Below are 16060 nucleotides of genomic sequence, written 5' to 3' on the forward strand. Positions count from 1 at the left end.
CCTGGGCCTGCTGCTGGCCGCCGTCTCCGGTCAGCGCCGGGCGGCGCGGCGCCGCCAGCCTGATATCGCGCTCGACGACGACGTCGGTCGGCCCGCCGATCAGGATGAGATGTTCGATGTCGTCGCGGCGCACCAGCACCAGCCGGCGGTGGCTGTCGACGGCGGTGGCATCCATGACGGCCAGCCTGGTCTTGCGGTTGCGGCCGCCGGCGACGAATGTCCCGAAGGTCAGGCTGCGCACCAGCTTGATGATGAGGAGAACGACCACCAGCAGGACGAGCGCGGCAAACGTCCACAGGATTGCGGCGACATAACCAGGACCCGCCACGCTATCCAGCCACTGCAGCATCGGTGCACCGCCCTTTTTTGAGGTGACGCGACACTAGACCGTGCGGACCGGCCGCCGCAAGTTGGCATCACGCTTCGTGAACAGTTTGAAACACGAATCCACGGCCTGGCGCCATTTTTATCTGACATTTGCCACCGGGGCCTTTTCCGCTACAGGAGAATGTGATTCAACCGGCCGTCCGCGGGGTGTCGGGCACCGGAATCACGAGCAGGGGGCACATGGCCAAGGAAACGCGCGGCGATTTCTATCCGGTACCGATCGTCGACCAGAATACGCGTCCGGGTGCCGTGACCCGGCTTATCATATTCATCGTTGTCCTGACCGGTGCGGCGATCGTTTTCGGGCTTTTCCGCGAGCGCCTTGGCGATCCCTTCCTGCTCGGCATGCTCGGCGTGCTGGCGATGATCGGCGTCGGGTTCCTGTTTGCTACTGCGATCGGCTTCGTTCAGGTCGCGCCGCGTTCGACCAGCGACGAACTTTCGAAAGCCTTCGTCGATTCGATGTCGCAAGGCCTGCTGGTCACCGACACCAAGGGCCGCATCGTCTACGCTAACCGGGCCTACGCCGACATGACGGGCGCTTCGTCGGCGGCCGACCTCAAGACGGTCGAGGGGCTGCTGTCGGACGTTCCCGAAGCCTCGATGACCATCTACCGGCTGGCGTCCGGCCTGCGCGACGGCCAGGCGGGCGACGGCGAGTTCAGGCTTGCGCAGTCCATCCGCCCCGGCGCGGAGCCCGGCGCGCACTGGTACCGCACCCGCGCTCGTGCCTTCAATGTGCCCGGCCAGCGGCTGCCGATGCTTGCCTGGCAGCTTGCCGACATCTCGCAGGAACGGGCCGAGCAGGAGCGTTTCTTCCTCGACCTGCAAAAGGCGATCGACCATCTCGACCATGCGCCGGCCGGTTTCTTTTCCGCCGACCAGGAAGGCCGCGTCACCTACATCAACGCCACGCTCGCCGAATGGCTCGGCATCGATCTGGCAAGCTTCACGCCGGGCGCCGTCTCGCTGCCCGAGATCGTTGCCGGCGACGGCATGGCGCTGGTCCGCTCGGTCAAGGCCGACCCCGGCACCACGCGCAACGCCGTCATCGACCTCGACCTGACGACGATGACCGGCGAGGCGCTGCCGGTACGCTTCATGCACCGCGTCTCGGCGAGCCGCGAGGGCGTCGGCGGTCCGACCCGCACCATCGTGCTCAACCGAACCCAGGGCGAGGATGCCTCGGCCGATCTCCGCGCCTCGGAAGTCCGCTTCACCCGCTTCTTCAATTCGACGCCGATGGCGATCGCCGGCGTCGACGCCAGCGGCCGCATCCTGCGCACCAACGCGCCGTTCCTGTCGCTGTTTTCCTCGGTCGTCGATCGCGACGCTGTCGACCGCCGGGTGCGGCTCGACACCGTCATCCACGAGCGCGACCGGGCGGCGTTCGCCGAGGCCTTCGAGAAGGCTAGGCAACGGCAGGCCGACATCGAGCCGATCGACACGCTGTTGCCCGGCAACGAGGAGCGGCATATCCGCTTTTACGTCAATGCGGTCGCCGAGGGCACCGGCGGCGAGGGCGCCGAGGAATCGGCCATCGTCTATGCCGTCGACACCACCGAGCAGAAGGCGCTCGAGGGCCAGATGGCGCAGAGCCAGAAGATGCAGGCGGTCGGCCAGCTCGCCGGCGGCATCGCGCACGACTTCAACAATGTGCTGACCGCCATCATCATGGCGTCGGACCTGCTGTTGACCAACCACCGTCCGTCGGATCCATCCTTCCCCGACATCATGAACATCAAGCAGAACGCCAACCGGGCGGCTTCGCTGGTCAGGCAGCTTCTCGCCTTCTCGCGCAAGCAGACCCTGCGGCCGGAAGTGCTGAACCTCACCGATGTCCTGGCCGACCTCAGGATGCTGCTCGCCCGCCTGGTCGGCAACGACATCAAGCTGAAGATCGACCACGGCCGCGATCTCTGGCCGGTCAAGGTCGATATCGGGCAGTTCGAGCAGGTGGTGGTGAACCTCGCCGTCAACGCGCGCGACGCGATGCCGGCGGGCGGCGACCTCGCGGTGCGCACCCGCAACGTCACGGCCGAGGAATGCAAGAGCTTCTCCTACCGCGAGCTCACACCGGCCGACTACGTCGTGGTCGAGATCGAGGACACCGGCACCGGCATCGCGCCTGACGTGCTGAAAAAGATATTCGAACCCTTCTTCACCACCAAGGAGGTCGGCAAGGGCACCGGGCTCGGCCTGTCGATGGTCTATGGCATCATCAAGCAGACGGGCGGCTTCATCTTCTGCGATTCGGAAGTCGGCAAGGGTTCGGTGTTCCGCATCTTCCTGCCGCGCCACATCGCGGAGGCGAGGCCGGCAAGCGAGCCGGGCGAGGCGCCGGCGGCGCCGGTGAAGCCGGCGGAAGCCGCCAAGGACCTGTCCGGCTCGGCCACCGTGCTGCTCGTCGAGGACGAGGACGCCGTGCGCATGGGCGGCGTGCGGGCGCTGACCTCGCGCGGCTATACCGTCCACGAGGCGTCCTCCGGCGTCGAGGCGCTGGAAGTGTTCGAGGCGCTCGGCGGCAAGGTCGACATCGTCGTCTCCGACGTCGTGATGCCGGAGATGGACGGGCCGACGCTGCTCGGCGAACTGCGAAAGCGGCAGCCGGACATCAAGTTCGTCTTCGTTTCGGGATACGCAGAGGACGCCTTTGCCAGGAATCTGCCGGCTGAGGCGCATTTCGGCTTCCTGCCGAAGCCGTTTTCGCTCAAGCAACTGGCGACCATCGTCAAGGACGTGTTGGAATCCTGAACGACGACGCGCATCAAAACGGCGGACTGAATGTGATCGAGCGCACAGACGCCCGCGCCATGCCGTTTACAGGTGGCGGCGCCGGAGAGCGATCCGTCCGCTCATAACCAGTGAGTCCGGCCACTGGAGCTTTGCAATCGCGGCTTGCGCATCGGCGCGAGATCGCCATGATTGCGGTGACAAACGCGGCGGGGAATTGGGGTAGATGCCGTGACGCCGCACAACGAAGCGGAAAAGGGTGATTTTGCCGAAACAGTGCTGCTGCCGGGCGACCCGGAGCGCGCCGAATGGATGGCTGAGACTTTTCTCGAGGCGCCGCGCTGCGTCAATCGCCGCAGGGGCGCGCTGGGCTTCACCGGCCGGTACCGGGGCAAGCCGGTCAGCATCCAGTCGACCGGCATCGGCGTCTCGTCCTTCCTGATTTACGCCCATGAGCTTCTCGACTTCCACGGCGTCAAGACGCTGATCCGAACCGGCACTTGTGGCGGCCTGAGCGCCGAGGTGCCCCTGCGCGGCCTGGTGGTCTCGCAATCGGTCCGCGCCGAGAATGCCGACAGCGGCCAGGTCTTCGGACTCTACGCCGCTGCCGGTCCCGATCCGGCGCTGCTTGCCCGGGCATTGCAGCGGGCCGAGACGCTTGGCATCGAGCACCGGGCGGGGCTGACCATCTGCAGCGATATTTTCTATCATCCAAAGGGCCGCGCCCGCTATGCCGAAGCCATGGCCTTGGGAGCGCTCGCCGTCGATATGGAGACCAGCGCCCTCTACCGCATTTCGGCCCATTTTGGAGCGCGGGCGCTGTCGCTGCTAAACGTGGTCGATCATGTCACCAATGGCGAGCAGACCGACTATTCCGAGCGCCAGGAACTGTTCACCGACATGACGCGGCTGGCGCTCGAAGTCGCCGCGGAAAGCTGAAGGCCTGCCGCCTCACGTTCTCGCGAACGGCTGCCGGTGCTCTCTTCGGCGGACAGGCAGGTTATCCCCTGGTGCAGGTCGAGGCCGTGAAGGCTCCGTCGGGCTGCTTCATGATGATGTCGAAGGACGGACCATCCGGGCCCTCCAGCGTCGCCTGTGTCATCGAAACGGAGTTGCCGCCGCTCGTATAGCCACCCAGCGGACCGAGCCAGCTGATCTCGCCATTGGCATTCATCTGATAGTTGTAGCCTTGCGGTGCGGCGCCGAAGGTCACCGGACCGCTGTAAACATTGCCCTTGATGGTGATGTCGCCGAGGTTGAGGAAGGCGCCGAGCAGGTAGACCTCGCAATGGTAGATCCCGTCGGGGATCTTGCCCTCGGTGAAGTCGGCGCGGGCTGCCCCCGTCACGGCTAACAGAAGCATGACGCTGAAAATGCTGGAGACACGGGAAATCATGGCATGGCTCGGTTCAAGCGGACCTTGCCCTATTTTGGCGCCGCGCCGCAACTTGCCGTATGTCGCAAGGCCCAATTTTTGAGCACCAGACTAATTTGGGCAAAAGATAGGCAGCATTGCGCAATTTTGCCGCATTCGGGTCTTTGGCAAACCATTACATGTTTGACGACTAATATCGTAACAAGCTGATAAGATTGGGATATTTCGACATTTCCAGTGCCGCTTCGCTGTTTGGCATGGTGGTTGCATAGCTATGTTGCGATGCAAAACAACCAGCTTGGGAGTGTGCAATATGAGGGGTAATTTCTCGACAATAACAAAAATGTTTTCGGCCGGCGTTCTTGCCGCCGGCCTGCTGACGGCGCCTGCCAAGGCGGCCGACGACACGATCAAGGTCGGCATCCTCCATTCGCTGTCGGGGACCATGGCGATTTCGGAGACGACGCTGAAGGACGTCATGCTGATGCTGATCGAGGAGCAGAACGCCAAGGGCGGCCTGCTCGGCAAGAAGCTCGAGGCCGTCGTCGTCGATCCGGCCTCCAACTGGCCGCTGTTCGCCGAAAAGGCGCGCGAACTGATCTCCAAGGATAAGGTCGCGGCCGTGTTCGGCTGCTGGACCTCTGTTTCGCGCAAGTCCGTGCTGCCGGTGTTCTCGGAACTCGACAACATCCTGTTCTATCCCGTCCAGTATGAGGGCGAGGAGAGCGAGCGCAACGTCTTCTACACCGGTGCCGCGCCGAACCAGCAGGCCATTCCGGCCGTCGACTACCTGATGAGCGAGGACGGCGGCTCGGTGAAGCGCTGGGTGCTCGAAGGCACCGACTACGTTTATCCGCGCACCACCAACAAGATCCTCGAAGCCTATCTGAAGGCGAAGGGCGTACCGGCCGAGGACATCATGGTCAACTACACGCCGTTCGGCTTCTCCGACTGGCAGACCGAGGTTTCGGCGATCAAGAAGTTCGGCTCGGCCGGCAAAAAGACGGCTGTCGTCTCGACCGTCAACGGCGACGCCAACGTGCCGTTCTACAAGGAACTCGGCAACCAGGGCATCAAGGCCGAGGACATCCCGGTCATGGCCTTCTCGGTCGGCGAGGAAGAACTGGCCGGCCTCGACACCGGTCCGCTGGTCGGCCATCTCGCCGCGTGGAACTATTTCGAGAGCATCGACACGCCCGAGAACAAGAAGTTCATCGACGACTGGCACAAGTTCATCAAGAACGACAAGCGCACCACCAACGACCCGATGGAAGCCCACTATATCGGCTTCAACATGTGGGTGAAGGCGGTCGAGAAGGCCGGCACCACAGATCCGGACAAGGTCATCGACGCCATGGTCGGCGTCTCGGTGCCGAACCTGACCGGCGGCTATTCGACCATGATGCCGAACCATCACATCACCAAGCCGGTGCTGATCGGCGAGATCCAGGCCGACGGCCAGTTCGAGACCGTCTCGCAGACGCCCGGCCTCGTGATGGGCGACGAATGGTCGGACTACCTGCCTGACTCCAAGGACCTGATCTCAGATTGGCGCGCGCCTCTGGCCTGCGGCAACTTCAACGTTGCCACCGGCAAGTGCGGCGGCAAGGGAACCAACTGATCGAGGTCTGGGCCGCCAAGGCCCATGGCCAGGTCTGGGCCGCCAGGCCATGGCCTGGTCCGGACCTTGGCCCGTAACCTCCCGGGTCTGATTGGTCGCGGGCCTCTCCGCGACCAGGACCGCAGCCGGGCGGGCTCGACCTCCAGCCCGCCCGGACACCAAGCTCAATCCCTCTGGGAGCCACCTGAACCGATGATCCTGATCCGCGCGATTGGCCTGACGCTGCTGCTGGTGATGGCAAGCCTGTTGCCGTCCAGCGCCGCCGAAGCCGATCTTCGCGCCGTCATCGCCAAATTCGCCACCGCCGCGAATTTCTCCGCCACCGAAGCTGTGGTGCGCGAGCTTGCAGCCACCGGCGATCCCGCGGTCGAGCCGCCGCTTTCGGCGCTCGCCGACGGCAATCTCTATATCCGCAAGGCCGACTCCCAGGTCTTCGTCGGCAAGGACGCCGGCGACGGCATCGACCTGCTCGATCCGCTGAGCGGCGAGAAGTCAGCCTCGGCGGCCAAGACCGACCTCACCAAGATCAAGGTCAACAACGGCTTGCGCCGCGTCATCCGCGATGCGCTCGGCACGCTGACGCTGCGCGCCACGGACCCGGCCGTGCGCATCGCCGCTGCCGCTACCATGTTCAAGACGCCCGACGCGGCGAACATCGAGCCGCTCGATGCGGCGATCGCCGCTGAAACGGATGCAAGCGTCAAAGCGCTGTTCGAGCAGGCCCGCGCGGCGTCGCTCCTGGTTTCCGACAGGCCCGAGGCCGACAAGCTCTCAGCGATCGCCCTGATTGCCGCGCGCGGCGACCGCGACGCGGTTTCGCTGCTCACCTCGGTCGAGGCGAACTCCCAGGGCGCGGTCAAGGACGCTGCATCGTCCGCGATCGCCACCATCAATTCGACGCTGGCGCTGTGGGATGCCGGCCAGAACATCTGGTACGGAATTTCGCTGGGTTCGGTGTTGCTGCTCGCGGCCATCGGCCTTGCCATCACCTTCGGCGTCATGGGCGTCATCAACATGGCGCATGGCGAGATGGTGATGCTCGGCGCCTACACCACCTTCGTCGTCCAGCAGGTGATCCGCACCTCGTTCCCCGGCCTGTTCGACTGGTCGCTGGTCATCGCGCTGCCGCTTGCCTTCCTGGTTGCCGCACTCGTCGGCCTCGCCATCGAGCGCGGCGTCATCCGCTTCCTCTACGGCCGGCCGCTGGAGACGCTGCTTGCGACCTGGGGAGTCTCGCTGATCCTGCAGCAGGCGGTGCGGACCATTTTCGGGCCGACCAACCAGGAGGTCGGCAATCCGTCCTGGATGTCGGGCTCGTTCGACATCGGCCAGCTGGCCATCACCTGGAACCGGCTGTGGATACTGGTCTTCGCGCTCCTGGTGTTCGGCGTGCTGCTCTACGTCATGAAGCGCACGCCCTGGGGCCTGCGCATGCGCGCAGTCACCGCCAACCGCCGCATGGCCGCTTCCATGGGCATCAGGACGCCCTGGGTCGACGCGCTGACCTTCGCGCTCGGCTCGGGCATCGCCGGCATCGCCGGTGTCGCGCTCAGCCAGATCGACAACGTCTCGCCCAATCTCGGTCGCGGCTACATCATCGACAGCTTCATGGTCGTCGTCTTCGGCGGCGTCGGCAATCTGTGGGGCACGCTGGTCGGCGCCTTCTCGCTCGGCATCGTCAACAAGGTCCTCGAGCCCTATGCCGGCGCCGTGCTCGGCAAGATCGTCGTGCTGGTGCTGATCATCCTGTTCATCCAGAAGCGCCCGCGCGGCCTGTTCGCGCTCAAGGGCCGGGCGGTGGAAGCATGATCGCGCAACGCCTCTTCGGCGGCGACCGCCGCATCGCCATCACGGTTCTCATCCTGCTCGCGGCGGCGGTCGTCGTGCCGTTGCTCAACCTCGCCGTTTCGCCGGCAAGCGCCTTCTACGTGCCGTCCTATATCGTCGCGCTGGTCGGCAAATATCTCTGCTACGCGCTGCTTGCCTTGGCGCTCGATCTCGTCTGGGGCTATTGCGGCATCCTCTCGCTCGGCCATGGCGCCTTCTTCGCGCTCGGCGGCTATGCGATGGGCATGTACCTGATGCGCCAGATCGGCTCGCGCGGCGTCTACGGCAACCCCATCCTGCCGGACTTCATGGTGTTCCTGAACTACAAGGAACTGCCCTGGTTCTGGTACGGCTTTGACCATTTCTGGTTCGCAGCGCTGATGGTGCTTGCCGTGCCCGGCCTGCTCGCCTTCGTCTTCGGCTGGTTCGCCTTCCGCAGCCGCGTCACCGGCGTCTACCTCTCGATCATCACCCAGGCTATGACCTATGCGCTGCTGCTCGCCTTCTTTCGCAACGACATGGGTTTCGGCGGCAACAACGGCCTGACCGACTTCAAGGACATCCTCGGCTTCAACGTGCAGGCCGATGCGACGCGCTCGGCCCTGTTCGCGGCCAGCGCCATGACGCTTGCACTCGCCGTTCTGCTGACCTCGGCGATCGTGCGTTCAAAGTACGGCAAGCTCCTGATGGCGGTGCGCGATGCCGAGAGCCGCACCCGCTTCCTTGGCTGGCGGGCCGAGAACGTCAAGCTGTTCGCCTTCACCGTGTCAGCGATCATGGCCGGCATCGCCGGCGCGCTGTATGTGCCGCAGGTCGGCATCATCAATCCCGGCGAGTTCGAGCCGTCCAACTCGATCGAGGTGGTGATCTGGGCGGCCGTCGGCGGTCGCGGCACCATTCTCGGCCCGATCGTCGGCGCGCTGCTCGTCAATGCCGGCAAGTCCTGGTTCACCGGCGTGCTGCCGGAATTCTGGCTGTTCGCGCTGGGCGGACTGTTCGTCGCCGTCACACTGCTGCTGCCCAAGGGCATCGTCGGCATGTGGGACAGCTGGCGCGGCAAGGCCAGGGCACTGCGCGCAGCCTCGCTCGCTGCGGAAGCCGGCAGCGATCCGCAGGAGCCGCAGCCGAAGATCGTACGCAGCGCCGCAAGGACGCCGGGCTCATGGTCGGCCTCCGGGCCCGAACCTCAGCCGGCGGAGTGACCGATCATGAGCAAGTCGCACACCATCCTCTACCTCGACGGCGTCTCGGTCTCCTTCGACGGCTTCCGCGCCATCAACAATCTGTCGCTGGTGCTCGACAAGGGCGAGATGCGGGCGATCATCGGCCCCAACGGCGCCGGCAAGACGACGATGATGGATATCGTCACCGGCAAGACGCGGCCGGACGAGGGCGAAGTCTTCTTCGACGGCCAGGTCGATCTCACCCGGCATGATGAGGCCGAGATCGCCATGATGGGCATCGGCCGAAAATTCCAGAAGCCGACCGTCTTCGAGAGCCACACCATCGAAGAGAATCTGATGCTGGCGCTGAAGGGCCCGCGCTCGATCTTCCCAGCGCTGTTCCATCGCCGCTCGGCGGCGGAAGTGCGGCGCATCGACGACATCCTCGGCATCATCCGTCTGGGCGACAAGCGCGACGAGCTCGCCGCCAATCTCAGCCACGGCCAGAAGCAATGGCTGGAGATCGGCATGCTGCTGGCGCAGGACCCAAAGCTGCTGCTGGTCGACGAGCCGGTCGCCGGCATGACCGATGCCGAAACCGTGGAGACGGCGCGCCTGCTCAAGGATATCGCCCGCGACCATTCGGTCATTGTCGTCGAGCACGACATGCATTTCGTGCGCGAGCTCGGCGTCAAGGTCACCTGCCTGCACGAGGGCTCGGTTCTGTCGGAAGGCACGCTCGATTTCGTCTCGGCCGACGAGCGTGTCGTCGAAGTCTATCTGGGGCGCTGATCATGATCTGGCGGGTTCCCTTCCATTGTTTCGACCTTGCCTTCCTCAAGCGTTGGAGGAGACGCTGACCATGCTCGAAGTTTCCAACGCCACACTGCACTACGGCGCCGCCCAGGCGCTGCGCGGCGTTTCGCTGAAGGCCGGCGCCGGCAAGATCACTTGCGTGCTCGGCCGCAACGGCGTCGGCAAGACCAGTTTGATGAGATCGATCGTCGGCCACCACAGGCTGACGAGCGGAAGCGTTGCCTTCGAGGGGAAGGCGCTCGACCGGAGCGCGGCGTATGACCGCGCCCGGTCGGGCATCGCATTCGTGCCGCAGGGCAGGGAGGTCTTCCCGCTGCTCACGGTACGCGAGAATTTGGAGACCGGCTTCGCGCCGCTGAAACGCGCCGACCGCAACATTCCAGCGCACGTCTTCGAGCTGTTTCCGGTGTTGAGGCAGATGCTCGGCCGGCGCGGCGGCGATCTCTCCGGTGGCCAGCAGCAGCAGCTCGCCATCGGCCGGGCGCTGGTGATGCGGCCGAAGCTGCTGGTGCTCGACGAGCCGACCGAAGGCATCCAGCCCTCGATCATCAAGGACATCGGCCGCGCCATCCGCTACCTGCGCGACCAGGCCGGCATTGCCGTGCTGCTCGTCGAGCAGTATCTCGACTTCTGCCGCGAGCTCGCCGACGAGGTCAACATCATGGACCGCGGCCAGATCGTCCACACCGGCCCGGCCGAAGATCTCGACCGCGCGGATGTTCGGAAGTTCCTGACGGTGTAGCTGCCTTTTCGTCATCCTTGGGCGGAGCAAGGAGCGAAGCGACGCGGCGCAGGCCCCAGGATCCATGCCGTTATCTCTGCCGAATGGTGCAGCGGTATAGAATAGAATGATTGCTCAGCGCCCCAACCATTCCCAATTCTGCGCCGTTAGTGGCGCTTCCAAGTAACGGCATGGATCCTAGCGTCTTCGCTCCGCTTCGCGTCGCTGCGCCCAAGGATGACGAAGTGTTCGACAGCTCTGGCGCGTTTAATGCCGCATGCTAGTCTTTTCCTGGCCTTGGTGAGTCGGCCGCTTTCCGTACCAGTCGCGAATGAGGGGGAAGGCGCGGGCCCAGCCGGCAAGTTCCACGCAAGCAAGCAGGCCTAGCTTCCCCGCAGTGATTGTCGGTCAATGCGTCCAAAAGACTCTTGCCAGGGGAAAGGCGATGGATCGTTTTGTCGAGGACTACCAGAAGCGACGCCTCACCGAGCGCGTCGACATCATCACCGCCATCAACATCCTGAGGTCGCAGGGCTACGATCCGGACGAGCTGATTGGTGAAATGACCAAGGTTTTCTACGTCGACCTCGATGCCTACAACGAGGTGATGGCGCACTGAAGCGAAGGCAGGCCGGGCGCTAGCTCGCGCGCCGCAGCGACGCGGCAAGCACGCGGTTGCGGCCGCTCCGCTTGGCGGCATAAAGCGCCTTGTCGGCGGCGCTCAGCACCTTGTCGAAGCTGGTGCCGTCCTGGCTGCCGAAGGCGTAGCCGGCGCTGACGGTGCAGGACAGCAGGCGCGTCTCGGTTTCGATGCGGCGCGCCGCGAACGATGCGCGGATGCGTTCGGCGGCGAACTCCACCTTTTCCGGCAAGGTGCGCTTGAGCACCAGCGCGAATTCCTCGCCGCCCAGGCGCGCGGCGGCATCGGTCGGCTGAAGATTGGCGGCGAGTTCCTCGGCGAATACTTTCAGCACCGCGTCGCCGGCGGCATGGCCGAATTCGTCGTTGATCGCCTTGAAGCCGTCGAGGTCGAACACCACCACCGCCATGAAAGCGCCGACAGGCGCCTCGCCATGCAGGTCGAACAGCGCACGCCGGTTGAGCAGGCCGGTCAGCGGATCGGTGAGCGCATTGCGGCGGTGATGCTGCGCCAGCCGCCCCTGGTTCAGCGCCAGCGACAGTCCGCCGATGCCGGTCATCGAGGCGATGACGATGATGAGGCTGAGATCCTCGGCCCAGTTGCTCGGCGCGTGGCCGAGCACCAGTCTGCCGTCCCAGACCAGCACCGCGGCGCACAGCACGAACGAAGCTGCGGTCAGCGAGTAGAGCAGCGCGACACCCTGTAGCGGCGCAGGCGCTTCCTCCCGCCCGCGCCAGTATTCATGCGCCGTCGCGAACAGCAGCAGGCCGGCAAGGAAATTCTCCAGCATGAAGCCAAGCCCGTCATAGCCGAGCGCCATGGGCGGCAGCGCCAAAGCGAGCGAAATGCTGGCGCCCACCACGACGCGCGGCAATGGCGAGCGCCCTGTCCTGAACTGGTGGGCGGCACCCAGCATCACCGAAAAGCCGAGCAGCAGAAGTGCCAGCGTCAGAACGCCCAGGACAGGCCCAGGGGCTTCGATATAGGCGTCATAGACAAACACCTCGCCGACGATCACCAGCACGCTGATGGCCCAGGTCAGAAGGAACCTGTCGGAGCGGGCGGTCAGCCATGTGCCGAACAACGTCATGCTGAGGCAGGCGGCGGAAAAGCCGACCGCCAGCAGCATTGAATTGTAGTCGAGCAGCATGCCCTGTCCTTGCCGGCGGCGGCGCCAGAGTCTGCTCTGGCGTCGGCTATTAGTGCCGCAAGGAAGTGTCGATACCGTTACGATATCCGCGAAGATACCGAGATTTTGCCGCGTCAGCCCGTCACGCGCTTCATCAGCGCCATGGCGCCGAACGGTGCGCGCACCTTGCCCTCGGTGATGAAATAGGCGAACACGTCGCGCGGCTTGACCGGCGCGTCGATTTTGGGTTCGACGCGCGGCAGGTCGGCCGGCTGCTTGCCTTGCGCCCAGGTCTTTACCCGCGTCGCCCACTCATCCAACCCTTTCGGCGTGTAGCAGTCGGGATTGTCGTCGCTGCCGGTCTGCAGCCGCGCATAGACGAAATCGCCGGTGACGTCGGCGATAGCCGGATATTTGGCATGGTCGGCATAGACGATCGCCGCCTTGTACTTGCGCGCAAGCGCCGCGAATTCCGGCACGATGAAGCTGTCGTGGCGGACTTCAAGCGCGTGGCGCAGCGCGACGCCGTCCTGCTTCTCGGGGAGCAGCTTCAAGAAGGCTTCGAAATCGTCCGCGTCGAACTTCTTCGTCGGCGCGAACTGCCACAGGATCGGGCCGAGCTTGTCGCCGAGCGCGGCGACGCCGGAGCCGAGGAAACGCATCATCGACTCGCCGGCCTCGCCCAGCACGCGCCGGTTGGTGACGAAGCGGTTGCCTTTCAGCGAATAGACGAAACCGTCCGGCGCCTCGTTTGCCCATTTCACAAAGGTCGGCTCCTTGAAGCTGGAATAGAAGGTGCCGTTGACCTCGATGCTCGGCACCTGCCGGCTGGCGTATTGGAGCTGCTTGGCCTTGGACAGCTTGTCCGGATAGAAGGACGTGTCCCACGGCTCGAACGTCCAGCCGCCCATGCCCGAGCGGATCGTTCCTTGGCTGGCCATTGTCATCCTCCCAGTTTCAAAAGAGCTATCAGGCGGCTTGGCCGACCGGCTTGGCCATGTCGACCACAATCCATCCTGGCCGGTAGGGGTGTGCCCGGCGACCCGTTTCCCGGAAACCATAGGCCGTATAGAGCGCGATGTTTCGCTCCATCCGCGAATTGGTGTAGAGCCGCACCTCCGGCAGACCCCATGTCTGTGTCTGCTCGTCAGCGAAGTCGAGGAGCGCGATGCCCAACTTCTTGCCTTGAAACGCAGGCGACACGGCCACGCTGAAGATCATGACATGGTCGGCATGGCGCTCGAGCACGATCAGCCCGGCAAGCTCAGCACCGCTCTCCAGCAGCCAGACCTCGCCGCGCTCGATGCGCGGCGCATAGTCTTCCGTCACCGGCATGGGTGGCGCGCCGAGCAGAGCGGTGTAGGGCGCGTAGGCGGCGGTGGTCAGCGAAACGACCGCGGGGAGATCCGCCGCAAGCGCCTTTGTGATTGTCATTCAAACTCTCTCCAGGCACTGACGATCCGGGCACTCACTCCGCCGCTTCGCGCTTGCCTCCGGGCCGCCGCTCCAGCAGCTCCTTGAGGAACTGGCCGGTGTAGCTGCGCTTCTCGCGCACGATCGCTTCCGGCGTGCCGGAGGCGACCAGCTCGCCGCCGCCGTCGCCGCCTTCGGGGCCGAGGTCGAGCACCCAGTCGGCGGTCTTGATGACTTCGAGATTGTGCTCGATGACCACCACCGTGTTGCCCTGGTCGACCAGCTCATGCAGCACTTCGAGCAGCTTGGCGACGTCGTGGAAATGCAGGCCGGTGGTCGGCTCGTCGAGGATGTAGAGCGTCTTGCCTGTCGCCTTGCGCGACAATTCCTTGGCCAGCTTGATACGCTGCGCCTCGCCGCCCGACAGGGTCGTCGCCTGCTGGCCGATATGGATGTAGCCGAGGCCGACCTGCTTCAGCGTCTCCAGCTTGTCGCGAACCCCGGGCACGGCAGCGAAGAAGTCGACGCCTTCCTCGACCGTCATGTCGAGCACGTCGGCGATCGACTTGCCCTTGAACAGCACGTCGAGCGTCTCGCGGTTGTAGCGCTTGCCGTGGCAGACGTCGCAGGTGACGTAGACGTCGGGCAGGAAGTGCATCTCGATCTTGATGACGCCGTCGCCCTGGCAGGCCTCGCAGCGGCCGCCCTTGACGTTGAACGAGAAGCGTCCCGGCTGATAGCCGCGCGCCTTGGCCTCGGGCAGCCCGGCGAACCAGTCGCGGATCGGCGTGAAGGCGCCGGTATAGGTGGCGGGATTGGAACGCGGCGTGCGGCCGATCGGCGACTGGTCGATGTCGATGACCTTGTCGAGGAACTCCAGCCCCTCGATGCGGTCATGCTCGGCCGGATGCTCGCGCGAGCCCATGATGCGGCGCGACGCCGCCTTGAAGAGCGTCTCGATCAGGAAGGTCGACTTGCCGCCGCCGGACACGCCGGTCACGGCAGTGAAGGTGCCGAGCGGGATCTCGGCGGTAACGTTCTTCAGGTTGTTGCCGCGCGCGCCGACGACCTTGATACGCCGATTCTTCTTCGCCTCGCGGCGCACGCCAGGTGTGGCCACTTCGAGCTCGCCCGACAGGTATTTGCCGGTGATCGAGGCGGGGGTCGCCATGATCTGCTGCGGTGTGCCTTGCGCGATGATCTCGCCGCCGTGGATGCCGGCGGCCGGACCGATATCGACGACATAATCGGCATGCAGGATCGCGTCCTCGTCATGCTCGACCACGATCACTGTGTTGCCGATGTCGCGCAGGTGCTTCAGCGTGTCGAGCAGGCGTGCATTGTCGCGCTGGTGCAGGCCGATGGACGGCTCGTCCAGCACATAGAGCACGCCGGTGAGGCCCGAGCCGATCTGCGACGCGAGCCGGATGCGCTGGCTCTCGCCGCCCGACAGCGTGCCGGAATTGCGCGAAAGCGTCAGATAGTCGAGGCCGACATCGTTGAGGAAGCGCAGCCGCTCGCGGATCTCCTTGAGCACGCGCACCGCAATCTCGTTCTGCTTGTCGTTGAGCTGCGCCGGCAGATCGGTGAACCACTGGTCGGCCTTGCGGATCGACTGCTCGGTCACTTCGCCGATGTGTTTTCCCGCGATCTTCACCGCCAGCGCCTCCGGCTTCAGCCGGTAGCCGTTGCAGGAGGGGCAGGGGGTCGCCGACATGAAGCGCTCGATCTCCTCGCGCATCCAGGCGGATTCGGTCTCCTTCCAGCGCCGGTCGAGATTGGGGATGACGCCCTCGAAGGTCTTGGTCGTCTTGTAGGAGCGCAGACCGTCATCGTACTGGAAGGTGATCTCGCGCTCGCCGGTGCCGTGCAGGATGGCTTCCTGCGCCGCGGCGGAAAGATCCTTGAACTTGTCGCCGAGCTTGAAGCCATAGGCCTTGCCCAGCGCTTCCAGCGTCTGCGCGTAATAGGGCGAGGTCGACTTCGCCCACGGGCTGACGGCGCCGTCGCGCAGCGAAAGGTTCTCGTCGGGCACCACCAGATTGGCGTCGATGGCGCGCTGGCTGCCGAGACCGTCGCAGGTCGGGCAGGCGCCGAACGGATTGTTGAAGGAGAACAGCCTGGGCTCGATCTCCGGAATGGTGAAGCCCGAAACCGGGCAGGCGAATTTCTCCGAGAACAGGATGCGCTCATGCGTCTCGTTCTTCGACTTGTTGACCAAGTCCTCACCGCTGT

General features: G+C 64.8%; 13 protein-coding genes and 1 pseudogene. 8 read left to right on the forward strand and 6 right to left on the reverse strand.

The window, feature by feature from the left end; translation table 11 throughout:
• Positions 1 to 349 (reverse strand): annotated as a pseudogene (locus EN738_RS15970) (flagellar biosynthetic protein FliO); the annotation flags it as partial.
• A 218-nt stretch (positions 350 to 567) separates the two neighbouring features.
• On the opposite strand from EN738_RS15970, the gene EN738_RS15975 reads away from it, so the two are divergent.
• Positions 568 to 3141: a PAS domain-containing sensor histidine kinase gene (locus EN738_RS15975; RefSeq protein ID WP_127284532.1), complete on the forward strand. Its 2574-nt coding sequence runs from the start codon at positions 568 to 570 to the stop codon at positions 3139 to 3141.
• Positions 3142 to 3351: 210 nt separating this feature from the next.
• Complete coding sequence (locus EN738_RS15980; RefSeq protein ID WP_127284533.1) at positions 3352 to 4059, forward strand: DeoD-type purine-nucleoside phosphorylase; 708 nt, start codon at positions 3352 to 3354, stop codon at positions 4057 to 4059.
• A 61-nt stretch (positions 4060 to 4120) separates the two neighbouring features.
• Here the strand turns inward: EN738_RS15980 and EN738_RS15985 are convergent, their stop codons facing one another.
• The gene (locus tag EN738_RS15985; protein WP_127284534.1) at positions 4121 to 4516 is read right to left on the reverse strand and encodes a hypothetical protein; all 396 of its coding nucleotides are present in this window, start codon (positions 4514 to 4516) and stop codon (positions 4121 to 4123) included.
• Positions 4517 to 4808: 292 nt separating this feature from the next.
• Between EN738_RS15985 and urtA the strand changes: the two genes are divergently transcribed.
• The 6 genes from urtA (at position 4809) to EN738_RS16015 (ending at position 11262) form a co-directional block, all read left to right on the forward strand.
• Entirely contained in the window at positions 4809 to 6116 is a 1308-nt protein-coding gene (gene urtA, locus EN738_RS15990) for an urea ABC transporter substrate-binding protein (protein ID WP_127284535.1), read from the forward strand.
• 192 nt (positions 6117 to 6308) lie between these two features.
• A complete protein-coding gene (gene urtB / locus EN738_RS15995; protein WP_127284536.1) occupies positions 6309 to 7925 on the forward strand; it encodes an urea ABC transporter permease subunit UrtB in 1617 nt (538 codons plus the stop codon).
• Complete coding sequence (urtC, locus tag EN738_RS16000; protein ID WP_127284537.1) at positions 7922 to 9145, forward strand: urea ABC transporter permease subunit UrtC; 1224 nt, start codon at positions 7922 to 7924, stop codon at positions 9143 to 9145. Before urtB ends, urtC begins: the two co-directional genes overlap by 4 nt.
• 6 nt (positions 9146 to 9151) lie before the next feature.
• On the forward strand, positions 9152 to 9898 hold the full coding sequence (urtD, locus tag EN738_RS16005) for an urea ABC transporter ATP-binding protein UrtD (RefSeq protein WP_127284538.1): 747 nt from the start codon (positions 9152 to 9154) through the stop codon (positions 9896 to 9898).
• A gap of 70 nt (positions 9899 to 9968) precedes the next feature.
• On the forward strand, positions 9969 to 10664 hold the full coding sequence (urtE, locus tag EN738_RS16010) for an urea ABC transporter ATP-binding subunit UrtE (RefSeq protein ID WP_127284539.1): 696 nt from the start codon (positions 9969 to 9971) through the stop codon (positions 10662 to 10664).
• A gap of 424 nt (positions 10665 to 11088) precedes the next feature.
• A complete protein-coding gene (locus EN738_RS16015) occupies positions 11089 to 11262 on the forward strand; it encodes a hypothetical protein (RefSeq protein WP_127284540.1) in 174 nt (57 codons plus the stop codon).
• A 19-nt stretch (positions 11263 to 11281) separates the two neighbouring features.
• Here the strand turns inward: EN738_RS16015 and EN738_RS16020 are convergent, their stop codons facing one another.
• The 4 genes from EN738_RS16020 to uvrA form a co-directional block, all read right to left on the reverse strand.
• Positions 11282 to 12433, reverse strand: a complete 1152-nt coding sequence (locus EN738_RS16020) for a GGDEF domain-containing protein (protein WP_127284541.1) — start codon at positions 12431 to 12433, stop codon at positions 11282 to 11284.
• 113 nt (positions 12434 to 12546) lie between these two features.
• On the reverse strand, positions 12547 to 13353 hold the full coding sequence (locus tag EN738_RS16025) for a DUF72 domain-containing protein (protein WP_127284542.1): 807 nt from the start codon (positions 13351 to 13353) through the stop codon (positions 12547 to 12549).
• 28 nt (positions 13354 to 13381) lie between these two features.
• A complete protein-coding gene (locus EN738_RS16030; RefSeq protein WP_127284543.1) occupies positions 13382 to 13846 on the reverse strand; it encodes an N-acetyltransferase in 465 nt (154 codons plus the stop codon).
• Positions 13847 to 13880: 34 nt separating this feature from the next.
• On the reverse strand, positions 13881 to 16060 hold a 2180-nt coding region (gene uvrA, locus EN738_RS16035; protein ID WP_127284544.1), incomplete at its 5' end, for an excinuclease ABC subunit UvrA.

The sequence above is a fragment of the Mesorhizobium sp. M4B.F.Ca.ET.017.02.2.1 genome (genome assembly GCF_003998955.1).
Lineage (GTDB): Bacteria > Pseudomonadota > Alphaproteobacteria > Rhizobiales > Rhizobiaceae > Mesorhizobium > Mesorhizobium abyssinicae.